The following is a 17,186-nucleotide window of genomic DNA, read 5'->3' as shown; positions in this document are numbered from 1 at the left end:
GAAAGACTTTCGGCTAATCTTTCAATTTTTAAATGCTTTAATCTTTTAATTTCTCAATACTCTTACATTGTCATATTTTATCTAAAATAGTATATTTGTACCAACTATAAAGAAACAAAAAAACAATGCTTGTAATAGGAATTGCCGGTGGTACAGGATCCGGCAAAACTACAGTTGTTGATAAGATACTTCAGCAGCTTGATATTGAGGGAATGAATATCCTCTCTCAGGATAATTATTATCACGACAACCAAGGTCTTACATTGACGGAAAGAGAAGCTCTGAACTACGACCATCCAAAATCAATAGACTTTGACTTACTGATAAAACACGTAAAAGCTTTAAAAAATAATGAACCGATTGAACAGCCGATTTACAGCTTTGTTACCCATTCCAGAACAGGAGATCATGTCACTGTAGAACCTAAAAACGTACTGGTAGTAGAAGGAATTCTTGTTCTTACCAACAAAGAATTACTGAAAGAATTTGATCTGAAGGTATTTGTTCATGCTGATTCTGATGAAAGATTAATCAGGAGGATCAGAAGAGATACTCAGGAAAGAGGAAGAGATCTGAGCGAGGTATTGCACCGTTATCAGACCACATTGAAACCAATGCATCAGGAATTCATAGAGCCGTCTAAAAATGAGGCCGATCTTATTATCCCCAATATGAAACAAAATTCCGTAGCCATTGATTTTTTAACTACTGTTATTAAAAACTCGTTGAAAAAACATTAAAAAAATGGAAGAAAACAACCTTATCAAAGACATTCAGCCGAAATCTGAAACATTCAAACTTATCCAGAAATATGTTTTGAACAAGTATACCATTACGATCTGTCTGTTTTTGGTATGGATGATTTTTTTCGATAAAACTTCATTTCTTGTCATTAATGAACTAAATGGTGAGATTCATAAATATGAAGAGCAATTGGATTATTATAAAAAAGAATATGAGAAAAACGATGCTTTTTATAAAAAACTGATGAACAACAAATCGGAGAAAGAAAAATACGCAAGAGAAAATTATTTTATGAAAAAACCGAATGAAGAGATCTTCATTCTGGTGGTAGACAGCACAAAAGTGGCTAAAAAATAATAAAAGTTGAATAGAATTACATTAATGATGAAATGGATTTTTAGTTTTTAAAAAATTCAGTTGCGAAGCAAAATTCACTATTGGTAATTCACAAATAATAAAAAACTAATGTCAAATACAGATATACTTTCAAACTGGGAAAATCTAGTCAAAAAACAGCTTAAAACAGAGGATATTTACCCTGTTTTAGAGAAACAAAATCTGGAAGGAATAGAGGTGAAGCCTTTTTACACAGAGGTTCAGAAACCTTTGGTAAACCTGCCAAGGGTTGAAGAAAGTACTCATTTGGTAGCTAGATATCATGAAAGTCTGGAAGAAGAAGTATTTGCATTTATGCTGGATCAGAATGTAGAAAATCTGGATCAAAAAACTCTTTTTGTTAATAATAAAGATCTGGCAGGGCACATCAGTCCTACAGAAGAAGATCAGTATTTTTCGCTGATCGATGTTTTTAATGAAAAAGAAGGAAGCATAGATGATCAACTGGTAAAAGAATTACTGTCAAAAGATTTTAAAAGAAATATTTGTGTAGATATTTCACTCCACCAGAATGCCGGCGCAGCCATCTATCAACAGCTTGGAATTGCCCTGGCAAAAGCTAAGGAGTTAGTAGAAGTTTATGGATCCGAAATTTTAAATAAACTCATATTCAGAATAGCAGTAGGAAGCAGTTATTTCTTTGAGATGGCTAAACTGAGAGCTTTTAAGATCGTTTTTAACCAACTCTCAAAAGAATACGGTCTGGATGAAGTTCCTTATATATTTGCAGAGACTTCCCTTCGAAATAAGGCCGTTTCTGATAATGAAAACAACCTGATCCGTTCTACCCTGGAACTTGCTTCTGCAATGATCGGTGGAGCAGATGCTGTTTTTTCTAACAATTATCTTGTAGACAGAAGTACGGATAACTCGGAAGAAATCTCTTTCAAACAGCAGATTGTTTTGGCTTATGAAAGTATCATCAACGTATTTGAAGATGCTTCTAACGGAAGTTATTATGTTGAAGATATTACCCGACAGTTTGCAGAAAAAGCATGGGCTTTATTTGTTGAAATAGAAGAGGCTGGTGGATATCTTGAACTGTTGAAACAGGGAGTTATTCAGAAAAAGATCTACGATCATGCCATTGAAGAACAGCAATGGATTGAAGAAGGGAAAATAAAGCTGATAGGAGTGAATATGTACCCTAAATTAGACGTTAAAAAGTCTATTGCAGATCTTTACAGCGAAAAAGAAATAAAACCCGTTCGTTGGGCTGAAATGTTTGAATAATATTTTAACCACAGATTATACAGATTTTCACAGATGATTATTCATAATATTCTGTGAATTTTTTTTATCAAAAGCTTAAATATGAACAATTATATAAAATTAAAACCAGTTAAAGTTGAAATATAAGTTCTATTTGAATTTTGGTTAAATTAAGAAACTATAGTGTATCTCATAATATTGTACTTTTGATACAAATACAATGTAATGAAAGAAAATGAGATAAGTTTTTATATCAGAAAATCTATATTTTCTGTTTACAACGAACTAGGTCCAGGTCTTTTGGAGAAAGTTTATGAAAAAGCCTTAGCTTATGAGCTGGAAAATAATGGTTTAAGGGTACAGACCCAAGTTTCAATGAATATTAAATTTAAAGATGTATTTATTGATTCAAGTTTTATAGCAGATATAATTGTTGAAGATAAAATAATCATAGAAGTTAAGGCAGTTACTGAAATATCAAATATCCATCATCAGCAATTATTAACATATTTAAAACTAACAAATTTGAAATTAGGGATTTTAGTTAACTTTAATACAGACTATATTGATAAAAGTATTTTTAGAAAGATAAATGGAAAGTTAGACTAAAAAATAAAGAATAATCATCTTCGAAAGTTTATGAAAACTGTAGGATACTTTAATTTCACCACAGATTACATGGATTTCCTCAGATGATTGCACATAATTTATTTGGCATCCTTTAAAATATAAAACATAATCATCTGTGTAATTCTGTGAAAATCTGTGGTTAAATTACTAAACAAAGAAATTCAAAACTATATTAATGCAAATCTAAAAACAGATCTGCACTCATTGTTATTAAAAAAATCTCCGTTTCCAGAGTTTTCCATGCATGAAATTGTGCAGCAGATCAAAGGAAAACAGGTTGCAGAAAGAAAATTTCCATTTCTTTTAAAAGAAGGAATTCTTTTTCCGCCACAGCTTAATCTGGAACAGTCATCTTCAGAAAAGACAGCTCTTTATAAATCTGAAATGCTGAAAGGAAATAAATTCATTGATCTCACGAGCGGTTTTGGGATTGATGCCTTTTATCTGTCTCAAAATTTTGACGATATCACTTTAGTAGAACAAAATACTGAGCTTTTAAATATTGTTGAAAATAACTGGCGTATTTTAGGTCGTAAGGCGAAATTTATCAATCTTACACTTGAAGATTTTTTGAGCAGGAATCAGGAACGCTTTGATGTCATTTATCTTGATCCGGCCAGAAGAGATGAACAAAAAAACAAAGTTTTTCTTTTGGAAGATCTGTCACCTGATATTCTGGAAATTCACGAAAAACTGCGTTCTGTTTCCAGTCAGGTAATTATTAAACTTTCCCCGCTTATTGATCTTAAATATCTTGTTTCAGTACTTCCGGGTATTTCAAGGATTGATGTTATTGCCCTCAAAAATGATGTGAAAGAAGTAGTTGTATTGCTTTCCAGCGAAAATGCGGACAAGATCATTTGTAATTGTGTGAACCTGGACAGCAGTGAACCTGTCTTTAGCTTTACATTTGGGGAAGAAGAAACTGCGGAATCGGAATATTCTGAACCGGAAAACTATATTTATATTCCCAATCATTCCATTTTGAAGGCAGGAGTCTTTAATTTGATTTCTCAAAAATTTGCCCTGAAAAAGCTTCATCCTAACAGCCATCTTTATACTTCCAGTGAAAAAATTGAGAACTTTCCCGGCAGAACTTTTGAAATGGAATCTGTTGATTCTAAAAGTATTAAAAAGAAAGGGCAGTTTAATATTATTGCAAAAAATTACCCTTTGAAACCTGAAGAAATCAAAAAGAAATACGGTTTAAAAGACGGAGGAGATCAGTATCTTATTTTTACCCAATCCAAAAAAGGGAAAATAATATTAAAATCAGTATAAAAATGTTGCCGAAAAAAGCAGGATTTCTTACTTTTGGGCAATCAAAAATTGAAGCATGTAATCGCTTGCTGTTTGGACGGTCAGAATAGATTGAAAATAGCACGGTTTCATATTACCTTTTAAAAAAAATAATTTTACATATGAAAAAATTAGTTATATGTTTAGCGATTGCAACGGTAGCGGTAAGCTGTAAAAAAGTTCCGCAAGGAGGAAACAAAGCTACTTTAAAACTTGAAGAAGGAGTAGAAAGATATTCTGACGCTCCTCAGGGAGAAGCTCACGGGCATGAAGCCGGAGCTGCTGAGCACAAAGAAGAGGCTCATGCGAAACCAGAAGCTGCTGCTCCAAAAACAGACAGTACTGCTGCAGTAAAACCTGCTGAAGCTGATAAAGCTCCAAAAGCTGAACACTAATTAGAAGTACAAAATATATAAGTGCCCTGTTTCTGCAGGGCATTTTTTATTAAAAAGAAGGCTATAAGGTTCATTAGCACAAGATTGGGAAAATCCTTTCTTTTTGTTTGTCCCTGCCGGGCATTTTTTTTAATTTTAACAAAATAAATTTTTACAATGCAAGAGACATTAAATTACATCAACGAAAACAAACAGCGTTTCGTGGATGAATTATTTGAGTTATTGAGAATTCCTTCTATTTCTGCAGATCCGGCGTATAAAGATGACGTTTTGAAATGTGCAGAGGTAGTGGCAGCACACCTTAAAAATGCTGGAGCTGACAATGTGGAAGTGTGCCAGACAAAAGGGTATCCAATTGTTTTCGGGGAGAAAATTTTAGATAAAACCTTACCTACAGTATTGGTATATGGGCATTATGATGTTCAGCCGGCAGATCCGTTGGAATTATGGACAAAACCGCCATTCGAGCCTTATATTGAGAAAACTGAATTACATCCTGAAGGAGCAATTTTTGCCAGAGGTTCTGCTGATGACAAAGGACAGTTCTTCATGCATTTGAAAGCTTTTGAAGCCATGATGAAGACCAATGCTCTTCCTTGTAATGTTAAATTTATCTTGGAGGGAGAAGAAGAAGTAGGTTCTGTAAGCTTAGGCGACTGGGTAAATGTAAATAAAGAGAAATTAGCGTGTGACTGTATCTTAATTTCCGATACACATATCTACAGCAACGAACAACCAACTGTAACAACAGGTTTAAGAGGTTTAAGCTATGTAGAAGTAGAAGTGGAAGGACCAAACAGAGACTTACACTCAGGTCTTTATGGTGGAGCAGTTCCGAATCCTATTCACGTTCTTTCCAGAATGATTGCTAATCTGATCGATGAAAACGGTCATATCACCATTGACGGGTTCTACGACAATGTTGAAACGGTTTCAGATGCTGAGAGAGCTGAAATGAACACACTGAAAGACAATCCGGAAGAATTTAAAAAATCAATCGGATTAAGCAATATCGAAGGTGAAAAAGGGTATACTACTTTAGAAAGAACTTCTATCCGTCCTACTTTAGACTGCAACGGAATCTGGGGAGGATATACAGGAGAAGGCGCTAAAACAGTAATTCCTTCAAAAGCTTTTGCTAAAATCTCAATGCGTTTGGTTCCTTACCAGACTCCCCAGGAAATCACAGAGAAATTCACGAAATATTTCGAAAAAATCGCTCCGGACACGGTAAAAGTAAAAGTAACGCCTCACCACGGAGGAATGCCCTACGTTTTACCAACCAATACAAAAGAATTTGCTGCTGCAAAACAGGCAATGGAAGCTGTATTTGGAAAAGAAGTTCTTCCGTACAGAGGAGGAGGAAGTATTCCGATTACAGCCATGTTTGAGCAGGTTTTAGGAGCTAAGTCTGTATTAATGGGCTTTGGGTTGGATTCTGATGCCATCCACTCTCCAAATGAACATTATGGGCTGTTCAATTTCTATAAAGGGATTGAAAGTATTCCATTGTTCTTTGAGAATTATTCAAAGTAATAATATGATACAACAAATATTAAGAAAAAATAAGACATTCTGTTAACAGGGTGTCTTATTTTTTTTGTCATTATTATCATTAATGCTTTAAAATAATCTTTTTTTTTAAGCATTTCATATGTTTTTTCAGGGGTGTGCTAATTTTCATTCAGTAAAAGTTTGATTTTATTTTATATGTAAATAACTTGAAGTTTCAATTATGTATTTAATAACATTAAAAAACATTCATATGAAAAAAGTATTATTTTTTATGGTAGCCTTAAGTACGGCATTATCGTTTAATTTAATAAATGCCCAAACTGTAATTTTTGAAGAAACATTTGATTCGACTGCTGATCAAGAGATTCCAGCTAATTGGGAAGCAATAGATCGTAGTGGAACTTTTTCTAAATGGGAGGTCATTGACTTGGGAGTCAATTCTTATAATGGTTTTTCAGGGAAAATGGCAACTCTGATATTATTTGATACTTCATCTGATGAACTTTTGATATCTCCAGCTATTAATCTGCAGACAGGAAATTCCTATTCTCTGACTTTTCTTATAGGCACACTTACGGCAGGGGGAGTTTGGCAACCGAACAATCATTATGCCGTCTATATCCTACCTGCAGGAAATTCATTTACAGGTACAGAAACACCTGTTCTTGAAGAAGATATAACAATTGGCAACAATGCTGAAGCAAAAAGTATCAATTTATCAAGTTATGCAGGACAGGATATTAAGATATACTTTAGACAGTTTAATTCTTCGAATGCGCCCGGAGCTATATCATTGGATACTGTACGGATTACTCAGGAATCTTTACTTAGTGTTTCAGAAACCAATTTGGCTTCAGAACTGACTATTTACCCTAATCCGGTTTCTGATTACATACACTTAAAATCGAAATTCAGGATTATCAAAACGGAAATTTTTGATAGTATGGGAAGAAAAGTGAATGCTGTCTTGAATAATGATAAAATAGATGTGCAAAACCTGGATAAAGGAGCTTATCTGATCAATATTACGGCTGGTACTACAACATACTCAAGAAAATTTATTAAAAAATAGGAATTATTTATGACTAGTCCTAAATAATCGTTACAGATTAATAATATAAAAATACTAATATTTATGATATAGTTGTTGGATTGTTCCGACAACTATATTTGTTTTTTATATGTTCTTATTCTTACCCTATTTTGTTTGTGCATTTGTTCAGGGGTTTTCATATAACATGACCAATGTGGTCTTTTTGTATTGTAAATAGCAATAGCATCTTTTACCAGTAATCTCATAGTTTGTATATTGACACGATAATCTTCTAAGAAGAACTCCTGCTTGAGTATACCGTTTACCCTCTCTGCAATTGCATTAGCATATGGATCATAGCTTTCAGTCATTGAAGGTTTAATATTTTTCTTTTGCAATGCTTTCTGATATTCTGTACTACAATACTGTAATCCTCTGTCCGAATGATGAATCAGACTTTTATTACTATACATTCTTTGCTTTAAGGCTCTATTCAGTGCCCTGAGAGCACCTTCTGCTGCCAGACTCTCAGAAACATCATACCCCATTATCTTCTTTGAATAAGCATCGGTTATCAAAGCAAGATAACAATTACGGTCTCTGTCTCCAATATAAGTAATATCTGAGACCCAGACCTGTTCAGGCCGCTCTAATGAAATTTTTTCTATCAGATTTTTATGCTTTCTGAACCGATGATGGGAATCAGTGGTTATTCGATAATTTCTTTTAGGCTTTATCAACATATTATTAGCCTTTAGAATCCTGAAGAGTTTATCTCTTCCTACATTCAATCTGCCCAGCGAGGGTTGGAGCATATGATAAAGCTTCCTTGTTCCCAGGCGAGGCATCATGCCCCGTAAATTATTCACCAGATTAATAACCTGATCAGCTCTGTTCCTTTTTTCTTTAACAAGCCAAAAGCTACGATAGTAATACTGTCGGTTGATCCCGACCAATCCGCAAAGATAGCTTATCGCTTTTTGGTTTTCTTTGCTGATAGATTGGATTGATCGGGAGAGAAGTTTTTTCTTACCTTAATTAAATATTCTTCTTCTGCCAGATCAATCAGCTTATCTAAAATCAAAGCTTTGTCTTCCGACTCTGTTAAACGGTTTTCAAGGAATCCATTCTGACGTTCCAATCGCTTTATTTTCTCTTGAAGCTCTTGAATTTTTTGTTCGGGGGTTTGCATAGATTTACTTTGTGAATGGTTGTCTATATCAAAGTTACCATATTTTCTCCGCCATTCGGTAATAGTACCATGTCCCTGGATACCATATTTGCGCATGGCTGCCCGATTTCCAAGCGAACCACTTTCTACTTCACCCACTACGGCTAATTTAAAGGATAAACTGTAATCTTTTTGACTACGTTTTACATACTGATTATTAAATTGTTCCATAACATAACTTTTTTATATGTAACGCTATGTTAGGACGAGACATTATCATAATAAGAAAGGGGTGTTTCATAAGGGAACACCTCTTTTTGTGTTTTATAATCTTAGCGATATTGAATTATTCATTGTAAAAGATTAAAAATAAATGTTTTGTTTTTATTTATTAATAAATTATTCTTTCATTCAAGGAAAGTTTATAAATTTATTACAAAACTTGAAACACCATGAAAATATTCTACTCAATTGCATTTTTACTATCATCTTTATGCATTTTTGCCCAACAAACCATATCCTTTGAACCTATTGAGGGATTCAACGTTGGAGATATTAATGGGCAGGCAGGTTGGATCAGTACTCCTACTGGAGGTGTGCCGGAAAATGTAACCCATCAGACCATCAATTCAGATAAAGCCAGTGATGGAAACCGTTCCCTGAGAATCGTGAAAGAAAATACGTATGGAACTCAAAATGAACCTGTTATCGGGGGATTTTATAACCTTTCAACCCCTTTGGCCTACAATAATTTTTCTGTATCATTCGATATCAATATGTCACAGCTCAATGGCTCAGATTTTGGTTTTCAGGGAGTAAACAATACTGATGACGAGTTTGTTGTAAGATTGGATTTTGGAAAGACAGGATGGATAAAGGTCCTCGATATGTTATCTGGCATACAGAATCTTATTTCTATACCCTCAGCCTGGCTGCCGAATACCTGGTATCGCTTGAAAGTAGTTGGAAGTGCCACAGATGTGCGGTATTACCTTAATAACATACTGATCTATACAGGATCAGCAGTAAATTCCTTGAATATAAACCAGCTTCGTTTCGTACATAATAATTCATTAGGATCAGCTTATATCGATAATATCAAAATTAATAGTGAAGCTGCATTGTCTACAAAAGACGCAGTGAAAAATGACATAAAACTGTCTATCTATCCGAATCCCGCTATTGATGTTGTAAAAATCACAACTCCAAACAAAATCAAACATGTTGAAGTATATGATATGTCTGGAAAGAGAGTGGAGGTAACATTAAACGGAGATCAGGTAAATGTTAGCAGCCTGGCTGCCGGAGCTTATTTACTGAATGTAGAAACAGTAGGAAGAAACTTTACAGAGAAGTTCATCAAAAAATAATTACTGATAAATCTTAGGATCAGCAAAACGCTCCAATTGGAGCGTTTTTGTTATTTTAGAGAATTAAAATTTCAATCATATGTCAGATCAAAAAACAGCTTATATAACAGGAGGAACCAAAGGAATAGGTTTCGGGATTGCAAAAATTTTACTTGAAAATGGCATTGCTGTGGCATTTTCAGGAAGAAAAAGAGATGATGTAATAAAGGCGGAAGAAGAACTTAAGCAATATTCTGAGAATGTATTGGGAATTGTTTCTGATGTAAGAAGTCTGGAAAGCGAACAGGAGGCTGTAAAATATACCGTTGAAAAATTCGGAAGACTGGATTATATCATTGCCAATGCAGGATTGGGGATTTTTAAGCCTGTAGATGAACTTACGGCAGAAGAATGGAATGATATGATAGAAACCAATCTTACAGGTGTTTTCTATACTTTAAAAGCCTCAGTGGAAGAGTTAAAAAAGACAGAAGGTTACTATATTACCATTTCCAGCCTTGCAGGTGCTAATTTCTTTGAAAACGGAACAGGATACAATGCTTCCAAATTCGGAGTGGTAGGTTTCACACAGGCTGCCATGATCGATTTAAGAAAATACAATATTAAATCTACTGTGATCATGCCGGGATCTGTGGCAACCCATTTTAATGGAAATATTCCGTCTGAAAAGGACAGTTGGAAGATCCAGCCTGAGGATATTGGGAATCTTATATTGGATATTTTGAAGATGAATCCAAGAGTTTTGCCAAGTAAAATAGAGTTTAGGGCAACGAAACCAGCTAAGTAACTACATCTAATGTATTGAATAATAATTTAATAAGTATTATGCATGCATAATATATTTTTTATTTATATTAGCAAAAATTAATTCAAACAAAATCTCTGCATAAATTGTCATGATTTTATGCATTAAAGGAAAAATAAAATAGTAAACGTGAAACCTTAAGGTTACATATGACCAATAAAAAAATTAAGAACAACATATGAAAATATTAGTTTGCATTAGTAGTGTTCCGGATACTACTTCCAAAATTAACTTTACAGCAGATAAATCTGCTTTCGACAAAAACGGAATTCAGTGGGTAATCAACCCTCTAGACGAATTTGCGTTGACAAAGGCGGTTAAACTTCAGGAATCTCAGGGAGCAACAGTAACAGTAATCAACGTAGGTGATGCTGCTACAGAGCCTGTAATCAGAAAAGCTTTGGCAATTGGTGCTAACGATGCGGTAAGAGTAAATCTTGATCCGAAAGACAGCTATTCTACAGCAAAAGAAATTGCAGCTGTGGCTCAAAACGGAGGATATGATCTTATCCTTTGCGGAAAAGAATCTATCGATTATAATGGAGGTTCTGTTCCGGGAATGGTAGCTCAGTTATTAAACCAGCCTTTCGTAAACGCTTCAGTAGGATTAGACGTTAACGGAAGCGAAGCTACTGCAGTAAGAGAAATTGAAGGAGGAAAAGAAACTATTTCAGTAAAATTACCGGCAGTTATTGCAGGTCAGAAAGGATTGGTAGATGAGAAAGATCTTATCATCCCGAATATGAGAGGAATTATGTCTGCAAGAACAAAACCTTTGCAGGTAGTAGAACCTTCTTCTTCAGAAGTAAAAGTTCAGGGAGTATCTTATGACAGCGTTCCGCCAAGAGCTGCTGTGAAAATGGTTTCTCCGGATAATCTTGATGAATTGGTAAGATTACTTCACGAAGAAGCTAAAGTAATTTAATAAGAATCAAGTAAAAAGTAAAAAGATTCAGGATAAAATGTGATGTCATCAGACATGATCTGAATTTCATTACTATTCAGAATTGGATAACCTTGAATCTTGGACGTTAAACCTTAAACAAATTAGAAATGGCAGTATTCGTATACGCAGAAAATATAAACGGAGTTTACAAAAAAGCAGCTTTCGAAGCAGTTTCTTATGCTAAAGCTATCGCTGATAAAGCAGGAGATACCGTTACGGCAATCTCTGTAAACCCAACAGATTCTTCAGATTTATTATACAAATATGGAGCATCAAACGTAATCAATATCAAAGACGAAGGTCTTAAAAATTTCTCAGCAAAAGCATTTGCACAGGCTGTAAGTGAAGTAGCAGACGGAAATATCATCGTTTTCCCTCACACTACTGATGCTTCTTCCATTGCTCCTATGCTTGCGGTAATGAAGAACTATTCTTTAATTACTAACGCATTGGAAGCTCCTGAAAGCCTTTCTCCTTTCCAGGTAAAAAGAAGAGCATTCTCCGGAAAAGGTTTCATGCATGCAAAAGCAGAAGGGAACGGAGTAATCGTTACTGTTTCTCAAAACGCTTTCGGTGTTAAAGAAAATGCAGTATCAGGTTCTGAAGAAGTAAGAAACTTATCGGTAGCTAATGAAGATACTAAAGTAATTTCTCACGAGCAGAGCTCAGGTAAATTAGACCTTAAAGAAGCTGAAGTTGTTGTTTCTGCTGGTAGAGGGATGAAAGGACCTGAAAACTGGGGAATGATCGAAGATCTGGCAAACGTTTTAGGAGCAGCTACAGCATGTTCTAAACCCGTTTCTGATATCGGATGGAGACCTCACACAGAGCATGTAGGGCAAACAGGAAAAGCTATTTCTCCGAATCTTTACATTGCGGTAGGGATTTCAGGAGCGATTCAGCACCTTGCCGGAGTAAACTCTTCAAAAACTATCGTGGTAATCAACAGTGATCCTGAAGCACCGTTCTTCAAGTCTGCTGACTACGGAGTAGTAGGAGATGCTTTCCAGATTATTCCTGCACTAACAGAGAAAATTAAAGCAATAAAAGGATAAGAAAGTGAATTGTGAATAGTCAATTCGCTTTGCTCGTCAATTTTTAATTAAATAATTCACTTGCGAAGCAAAATTCACTATTGACGTTTGACAATCATCAACAATACAGATAAAAGCTCGGCTTTCCGGGCTTTTATTTTTGCGTAAAAAAGTGAAAACACAATAAAAAATTAATCTATATTTGTAGCTATGGATTATAAGCAGCTAATTATTCGCGGAATATCGTACAGCCAGACCCAGTCGGGGGCGTACGCATTGTTACTGGAGCATGAAGAAACACACATAAAATTACCTGTTGTTATAGGAAATTTCGAAGCCCAGTCTATCTCTCTCGGACTGGAAAAAGATATTCATCCGCCGCGTCCTCTTACACATGATTTATTTACAAAATTTATAGTTTCTGCCAATTTTGAGCTTATTTCTGTCATTATCTATCAGATTGTAGACGGAGTTTTCTTCTCCAATATCAACTTTAAAAATAAAGTAACCGAAGAAGAACTGATTCTTGATGCCAGAACTTCCGATGCTGTTGCCATGGCCGTAAGATTTGACGCGCCAATATTTACGACTCAGCAGGTTTTAAATGAAGCCGGAATTTTATTGGAACTGGAAGATGTTTCAAAAGAAGAACAATCATTCTCAGAAACGGTACAGACAGAAGATAACTTAAAATCTATTTCTATGGAAGAGCTTCAGAAATTATTAGATGAAGCTGTTAAAGAAGAAGACTATGATACCGCCCTTGAAATCCAGGAAGAAATCAAGAGGAGGAAAAAGAAAATTGATTAAAGAGATACTTTTTATATAAACTATGAATTTAAAATTACGACTGACCATCCTCAGTTTTCTCCAGTTTTTCGTTTGGGGAGCTTGGCTGATTACGATGGCAAACTTCTGGTTTGGCACAAAACATTGGGATGGAACTCAGTTTGGAGCTGTGTTCGGAACAATGGGAATTGCTTCTATCTTTATGCCAACCATTACCGGAATTATTGCTGACCGCTGGGTAAATGCGGAACGCATATTTTCAGTATTACACATCCTGTATGGGGTTATTCTTTTTATTTTACCTCATTCTGCAGACCCGAATTCCTTCTTTTCAGTAATGCTTTTGGCCATGTGCTTCTATATGCCTACCATTGCACTTGCTAATTCAATTTCTTATACGATCCTGAAAAATAATAATCTGGATGTGGTGAAAGACTTTCCACCGATTCGTGTATGGGGAACTATTGGTTTTATTGTTGCGATGTGGATCACAAACCTTAGCGGGAATAAAGAAACAGAAGGTCAGTTTTATATTGGAGGTGTTGTAGCAATTTTCTTAGGGATTTATGCCCTTACCCTTCCTAAATGTCCACCACAAAAACTGATTGACAAACACTCACCATTATCCGAGCAGTTAGGCTTGAATGCATTTAAGCTTTTTGGAAACTATAAAATGGCATTATTCTTTATGTTTTCAATGCTTTTGGGAGCTGCACTTCAACTTACCAATGCATATGGAGACGTATTTTTAAGTGAATTTGCTCATTTTCCTAAATATGCAGACTCATTTGTAGTAAAGAGATCTACCATTATTATGTCCATCTCACAGGTTTCAGAAACCCTGTTTATTTTGGCAATTCCTTTCTTCCTGAAGAAATTCGGAATTAAGAAAGTAATGTTGATATCGATGCTGGCCTGGGTATTAAGATTCGGATTCTTTGCTTATGGGGTGCCCGACGGGTTTGGACTTTCACTGATCATCCTTTCATGTATTGTGTACGGAATGGCTTTCGATTTCTTTAATATCTCAGGATCCCTTTTCGTGGAAACGACTACCGATAAAAAGATACGTTCTTCAGCTCAGGGATTATTCATGATGATGACTAACGGTTTTGGAGCGGTTTTCGGAAGTTACGCCGCTGGATGGGCTATTGATAAGTTCTTTACCCACAAGTTTTCTACGGCTTCAGATCTTTCTGCTTATCTGCAGACAACCCCTGATAATCCTACTTTCCTGAACATTTTAAAGAAGAGCTTCAACGCAGCAGTGAATACAGACGGAACTCTTTCCTCTGTGGTGATGGTAAAAGACTGGCAGCAGATATGGCTTTCTTTTGCAATATATGCGTTAATACTTGCGGTGTTCTTTGCCGTACTGTTTAAACATAAACATAACCCGGAAGATGTTTCATCAGTGAAACACTAATTGAAACTTATAATTTATTAAGATATTAAATTGCATTTTTGAAAAAAAATGCAATTTTTTTATTTTCATATCCTTGTATATAATTAAAGCTTTGCTGAAGAAAAATATGGATTCATATCGGTATTGAAATTGTAAGCGGTGATTTTTAATTCTATAATAAATAAATTATTTCTTTGTCTAATAAATAATAATAGCGATCTTTTTTTGTGACTAACGAACGTTTGTGTAGTGAAATTGTATTTTTAAAACACACTCTTTAAAAGTGTGTTTTTTTTTGTATTTTGGCACTTTAGTAAATATGAAAAATATTCAGTTATTAGGATTACTGTTAGTAATTGCAGGTAGTTTTCTACCCTTGGTACATGTGCCTGTAATAGGGAACTGGAACTATTGGAAGCTTGATCATTATCTGGCTATTGCCTGCTGGATCTTTTCCGCTTGTGCAGTTTTTGGAATTGTAAATAACAGTGCTAAAATCGTTAGATTTTTTGGTATTCTGCTTATTCTTTTATTCGGATTTACCCTGGTTGCTGTGAAAATGCAATCGCTGCAATACTTTAGCTTTTTACCCTTCAAATCCTGGCAGGAGACTTTTGCAGGAATTGTTACATTGAAATGGGGTTGGGCTGTAGAGTTTTTAGGGGCTTTTCTGATGGTTTTTGCAGGAGGAAGTAAAAAAGTAAATAATAGAACACAAATATAAATATGAACTTCTTAAAAATATTTTCAGCAGGAATTTTGTTGATGACGGCCGCACAGACGTATGCCCAGTCAACAGAACAGAAAAAACCGGATAATCCACCTAAGTGTACTAACATAAAAGAAGGGAAGTTTTTAAGACCTAAATATCCGGAAGCAATATGGTATATGACCATTAAAGATAATGTTCAAACCGAATATTTCAATAATGGAAAAGATTATATCAAATCGACATTGGTTTTTGTGGATGACTGCAATTATAAAGCAATCGTGATAGAGAAATCCGATAAAAATGATCCAGCACAGATAGGGGATGTCTTCAATAATAAAATAGTAGCCACTCAGGATAATCTTCTGAAAGTGAATTCCAAAATTGAAGGGACTCAATTCGATCTGGTATACATAAAAGTGAAATAAATTCTAACTATAAGAATGGAATCTTTATTCCGTTTTAGCTAAATAAAAATTATATACATGAAAGAAGTATTCATTGTTTCCGCAGTAAGAACACCAATGGGGAGTTTTATGGGAAGCTTATCAACAGTTCCGGCTACAAAACTGGGAGCAACTGCCGTAAAAGGTGCATTAGATAAAATCGGTTTAGATCCTAATACTGTTCAGGAAATCTATATGGGAAATGTTCTTCAGGCAGGAGAAGGCCAGGCGCCGGCTCGTCAGGTGGCTTTAGGAGCAGGTCTTTCAATCAATACACCTTCTACTACAGTTAATAAAGTTTGTGCTTCAGGAATGAAAGCTGTAACAATGGCAGCGCAGGCTATCAAAGCTGGTGATGCTGATGTAATTGTTGCAGGAGGTATGGAGAATATGTCTTTAGTTCCTCATTATTACAATGCAAGAGTGGCTACAAAATTAGGTGATATCAAAATGCTTGACGGAATGGTACTTGACGGTCTTACAGACGTATACAACAAAGTACATATGGGAGTATGTGCAGAAAAATGCGCCGCAGACTATAATATTACAAGAGAAGATCAGGATAACTTCGCAGTAGAATCTTACAAAAGATCAGCAAAAGCTTGGAGCGAAGGTAAATTCAACGAAGAAATTGTGCCGGTTTCTATTCCTCAGAGAAAAGGAGAGCCTGTAATTTTTGCTGAAGATGAAGAATATAAAGCAGTAAACTTTGACAGAATTTCAACGCTTCCTACCGTATTCAAAAAAGAAGAAGGAACCGTAACAGCAGCAAATGCATCTACTCTGAACGACGGTGCTTCTGCACTGATTCTTGTTTCCAAAGAAAAAATGGAAGAACTTGGATTGAAGCCTCTTGCAAAAATCGTATCTTATGCTGACGCAGCGCATGAGCCTGAAAACTTTACAACTGCTCCGGCAAAAGCATTACCTATCGCTCTTAAAAAAGCAGGATTAGAAGTTTCTGATATTGATTTCTTCGAATTCAATGAAGCTTTCTCAGTGGTAGGGCTGGCAAACAACAAGATCTTAGGATTAGATGCTGCTAAAGTAAACGTAAACGGAGGCGCTGTAGCATTAGGACATCCACTGGGAAGTTCAGGTTCAAGAATCATCGTTACATTGATCAATGTATTGAAGCAAAACAATGGTAAATACGGTGCAGCAGCAATCTGCAACGGAGGCGGTGGAGCTTCTGCTATCGTAATTGAAAACTTATAATTGATAAGGATATAACCATATTTTGTGGTTTAAGATATAAAAATCGGGGTCTTTGAACCCCGATTTTTA

19 protein-coding genes are annotated in these 17,186 nt (G+C 35.3%); 17 read left to right on the top strand and 2 right to left on the bottom strand.

Features of this window, described 5'->3' with window-relative positions; genetic code table 11:
- The first annotated feature begins 125 nt into the window (after positions 1-125).
- The 8 genes from udk to ACODR7_RS07550 all read left to right on the top strand — a co-directional run bounded on the left by udk (position 126) and on the right by ACODR7_RS07550 (position 7,263).
- Positions 126-740: a uridine kinase gene (udk, locus tag ACODR7_RS07585; protein WP_002979122.1), complete on the top strand. Its 615-nt coding sequence runs from the start codon at positions 126-128 to the stop codon at positions 738-740.
- A gap of 4 nt (positions 741-744) precedes the next feature.
- Positions 745-1,101 (top strand): FtsB family cell division protein, encoded by a 357-nt coding sequence (locus tag ACODR7_RS07580; RefSeq protein WP_002979124.1) that lies wholly within the window; start codon positions 745-747, stop codon positions 1,099-1,101.
- 108 nt (positions 1,102-1,209) lie between these two features.
- Positions 1,210-2,373, top strand: a complete 1,164-nt coding sequence (locus ACODR7_RS07575) for a methylmalonyl-CoA mutase family protein (protein WP_488838481.1) — start codon at positions 1,210-1,212, stop codon at positions 2,371-2,373.
- A 204-nt stretch (positions 2,374-2,577) separates the two neighbouring features.
- The gene (locus tag ACODR7_RS07570; RefSeq protein WP_488838479.1) at positions 2,578-2,961 is read left to right on the top strand and encodes a GxxExxY protein; all 384 of its coding nucleotides are present in this window, start codon (positions 2,578-2,580) and stop codon (positions 2,959-2,961) included.
- Between the two features lie 156 nt (positions 2,962-3,117).
- Positions 3,118-4,263: a class I SAM-dependent methyltransferase gene (locus ACODR7_RS07565; RefSeq protein WP_488838477.1), complete on the top strand. Its 1,146-nt coding sequence runs from the start codon at positions 3,118-3,120 to the stop codon at positions 4,261-4,263.
- 140 nt (positions 4,264-4,403) lie between these two features.
- Entirely contained in the window at positions 4,404-4,676 is a 273-nt protein-coding gene (locus ACODR7_RS07560; protein ID WP_076594584.1) for a hypothetical protein, read from the top strand.
- A gap of 156 nt (positions 4,677-4,832) precedes the next feature.
- Positions 4,833-6,212 (top strand): dipeptidase, encoded by a 1,380-nt coding sequence (locus ACODR7_RS07555; RefSeq protein WP_488838475.1) that lies wholly within the window; start codon positions 4,833-4,835, stop codon positions 6,210-6,212.
- Positions 6,213-6,441: 229 nt separating this feature from the next.
- Positions 6,442-7,263, top strand: a complete 822-nt coding sequence (locus tag ACODR7_RS07550) for a T9SS type A sorting domain-containing protein (protein WP_488838473.1) — start codon at positions 6,442-6,444, stop codon at positions 7,261-7,263.
- Positions 7,264-7,355: 92 nt separating this feature from the next.
- Here the strand turns inward: ACODR7_RS07550 and ACODR7_RS07545 are convergent, their stop codons facing one another.
- Both ACODR7_RS07545 and ACODR7_RS07540 read right to left on the bottom strand, forming a co-directional pair.
- Entirely contained in the window at positions 7,356-8,180 is an 825-nt protein-coding gene (locus ACODR7_RS07545) for an IS3 family transposase (protein ID WP_488838471.1), read from the bottom strand.
- A gap of 14 nt (positions 8,181-8,194) precedes the next feature.
- Positions 8,195-8,626 (bottom strand): transposase, encoded by a 432-nt coding sequence (locus ACODR7_RS07540; protein WP_488838469.1) that lies wholly within the window; start codon positions 8,624-8,626, stop codon positions 8,195-8,197.
- Positions 8,627-8,847: 221 nt separating this feature from the next.
- Here ACODR7_RS07540 and ACODR7_RS07535 point away from each other — a divergent pair, with 221 nt between their 5' ends.
- The 9 genes from ACODR7_RS07535 to ACODR7_RS07495 all read left to right on the top strand — a co-directional run bounded on the left by ACODR7_RS07535 (position 8,848) and on the right by ACODR7_RS07495 (position 17,117).
- Positions 8,848-9,765: a T9SS type A sorting domain-containing protein gene (locus tag ACODR7_RS07535; RefSeq protein ID WP_488838467.1), complete on the top strand. Its 918-nt coding sequence runs from the start codon at positions 8,848-8,850 to the stop codon at positions 9,763-9,765.
- A 79-nt stretch (positions 9,766-9,844) separates the two neighbouring features.
- A complete protein-coding gene (locus ACODR7_RS07530) occupies positions 9,845-10,552 on the top strand; it encodes an SDR family oxidoreductase (RefSeq protein ID WP_488838465.1) in 708 nt (235 codons plus the stop codon).
- A 196-nt stretch (positions 10,553-10,748) separates the two neighbouring features.
- Positions 10,749-11,495: an electron transfer flavoprotein subunit beta/FixA family protein gene (locus ACODR7_RS07525; protein WP_047429867.1), complete on the top strand. Its 747-nt coding sequence runs from the start codon at positions 10,749-10,751 to the stop codon at positions 11,493-11,495.
- 128 nt (positions 11,496-11,623) lie between these two features.
- Positions 11,624-12,571, top strand: a complete 948-nt coding sequence (locus tag ACODR7_RS07520; RefSeq protein WP_076594589.1) for an electron transfer flavoprotein subunit alpha/FixB family protein — start codon at positions 11,624-11,626, stop codon at positions 12,569-12,571.
- Between the two features lie 189 nt (positions 12,572-12,760).
- Positions 12,761-13,360, top strand: a complete 600-nt coding sequence (locus tag ACODR7_RS07515) for a bifunctional nuclease family protein (protein ID WP_488838463.1) — start codon at positions 12,761-12,763, stop codon at positions 13,358-13,360.
- A 22-nt stretch (positions 13,361-13,382) separates the two neighbouring features.
- Positions 13,383-14,765: a nucleoside permease gene (locus ACODR7_RS07510; protein ID WP_488838462.1), complete on the top strand. Its 1,383-nt coding sequence runs from the start codon at positions 13,383-13,385 to the stop codon at positions 14,763-14,765.
- A gap of 298 nt (positions 14,766-15,063) precedes the next feature.
- The gene (locus ACODR7_RS07505; RefSeq protein WP_488838461.1) at positions 15,064-15,468 is read left to right on the top strand and encodes a hypothetical protein; all 405 of its coding nucleotides are present in this window, start codon (positions 15,064-15,066) and stop codon (positions 15,466-15,468) included.
- Positions 15,469-15,470: 2 nt separating this feature from the next.
- Positions 15,471-15,881, top strand: coding sequence for a hypothetical protein (locus ACODR7_RS07500; RefSeq protein ID WP_136522307.1), 411 nt, complete (start codon positions 15,471-15,473; stop codon positions 15,879-15,881).
- A 57-nt stretch (positions 15,882-15,938) separates the two neighbouring features.
- Entirely contained in the window at positions 15,939-17,117 is a 1,179-nt protein-coding gene (locus ACODR7_RS07495) for an acetyl-CoA C-acyltransferase (RefSeq protein WP_076594594.1), read from the top strand.
- Positions 17,118-17,186: the final 69 nt, after the last annotated feature.

Source organism: Chryseobacterium sp. FG46, from assembly GCF_057809135.1.
This window is presented reverse-complemented; position numbering and strand designations above follow the sequence as displayed.